The sequence below is a fragment of the Gordonia sp. 852002-50395_SCH5434458 genome (assembly GCF_001665905.1).
GTDB lineage: Bacteria > Actinomycetota > Actinomycetes > Mycobacteriales > Mycobacteriaceae > Gordonia > Gordonia jacobaea.
Genome location: NZ_LZTC01000007.1, coordinates 1 through 1,934 on the forward strand (window position 1 = coordinate 1; position 1,934 = coordinate 1,934).

Below are 1,934 nucleotides of genomic sequence, written 5' to 3' on the forward strand. Positions count from 1 at the left end.
TCCACTGCACCCGCGCCCAGCGGGCCAACAACCAGCAATTCCACTGCTGAGCAGTGCCCGGCTAACTTCGAAGAGCCGGCAAACCCTGCATGCTCTGCACCTTCAGTGCCTTTTCGGATGCCTCCTCGAATCGACCGAGTTCGGCGAAGCATCGCGCGATATGAGTCAGCAGCCAGGCATGATCGGCCGGCTCACAATCGTCACCCTCTACCACCTGCGACGCCAGCTCCAGGGCTCGGTCCGGCTCGCCTCGTTCGACGAGCAACGCGCAAGCGATCGACGCCGCGGCGGCCCGCTCGAACGGAGAGCCAGCCGTATCAATCAGAAGCGACAAGGCCTCCGTACCATCGCCATCGACAACCACGCCGTACGTGGCCGCATACAGTTGCCATGCCCACTCATCCGAGGACTGTGCTTCCTCTATGGACGGAACCTTGGTCTCGCGCGGATTGGTGGAATCGAGATCGTGGAGCCGCATTTTGACCAGCAACGCCAAGGCTGATTCGGGGCTGAGCTCACTGACGGAAAGATTTGGATGCGGAGCGATCAATCGGGGTGTGAGCAGTGCGTAACGGAGTCGATCTGACCGCGACACCGTAGCGCCTCCGCGCCAGGCACTCCCTTCCCATTGGTAACCCTCGCGGTTACCCACAGCGACGCGTACAAGATCGTCGTAATGTCCCGCGTCAACCGTATTCGATTCGGGAACATGGATTTTCACGCCATTGCCCGTCGAGATGATGGCATCCGCTGTCACATGAACCCAATAAGACCGGTCGCAGTCGGTGTCGTGCAGAACGAGCAGATGAGGCACCCGGTGGTTGGTCCAATACTGGGCATGCCGGTCGTCCGAATCCCGGAACCACCAACCCGGCGGCAAACCATCCCTACCGCTCGACGGATGCTGGAACCACGACGGCCCCGACTTCACTTGTGCGCCCACGAGAGCACCCAGATCGAACCCGCGGTCATCACGAGCTTGAAGCCACAAATCCGTACCTAGATCATGCTGCGTCGGGTTGGGAGCAACCCCCCATCCCAACTTCTCGAACTGCCCGGTGACTGCAGTTTGACCTACAGCTCCCGTCTGTCCCCGGCTACTCGCCCGCATCGCACCTCCCGTTCAGGTTGTCTTCTAGCGATGAGTTGTCATCCCGGGAGCCCGTCGACGATCTTCACGTCTCGACGCAATGGGGATAGACCCCACACCGAACCTCACAACGCTCACCCAACGGCAAACCGAGCGACCGCGTAAGGCGCGGCCACGCCAACCATTCAAGTGCACTGTCCTCATCGACGCGGGAAAGCCCTCGGTCCACGTCACCTGTGTTGTCGAGATGCAGGGAAGATGAACCAGTTGCGCAACGATTTGCACCAGCAGCATTTCTGACCGGTAGATTCACCTGGAGGGCAGTGCAAGTACTGGTTCAGAATGAGAATGATTCGGCCCAGAACGTGCGGCTGCAGGATCGCGGCCGACCTCTGCGAGTGGGTAGCTGGGTGAAACGGGCGGCGCCAACCAGCGGGCCATACATGTCGATCTCGGCCCGATGGCATCGTCGGGAGTGGCCGTGAGCAAGCCGACCATCCTGGTGGGCGTCCAGCTGCTCTTCGAACTCCAACCGGCCCCACCCAGCCAAAGCATCTGCGCGAATGTGGACGGTACCCGAGGGACAAGAAGTAACTTGGTCGCTCTGTCGGCCACGGACTGTACGCCGTGCGAGTCCTCCCCGGTGACACGCGGCGGTCGTATATCCGAGGTGCGCGGTGATCGGCTGGCACGCTGTCCTAGTGAGTGGAAGCGGCCTCGAAGGCGGATTGATCAAAGGCGGCGTCACCGCGGCGCGGGTCGGTGGTGAGCTTGTCAAGATGTTTGTGTAAGAACGTGACTCCTGATTTTTGTGTGCTTGCTGTTGCGGTCTAGGTGAGGTGGG

General features: G+C 61.0%; 1 protein-coding gene. It reads right to left on the bottom strand.

Translation table 11 applies throughout. From position 1 onward, the window contains the following. Positions 1–61 precede the first annotated feature (61 nt). Positions 62–1,111 carry a DUF4365 domain-containing protein gene (locus A5785_RS00925; protein ID WP_082946507.1) on the bottom strand — a complete coding sequence of 350 codons (1,050 nt, stop codon included), beginning with the start codon at positions 1,109–1,111 and terminating at the stop codon, positions 62–64. Positions 1,112–1,934 lie beyond the last annotated feature (823 nt).

What these genes read in the sequence shown, in the direction of transcription:
- A5785_RS00925 (WP_082946507.1), bottom strand. Translation starts at nt 1,111, where the DNA reads ATGCGGGCGAGTAGCCGGGGACAGACGGGAGCTGTAGGTCAAACTGCA.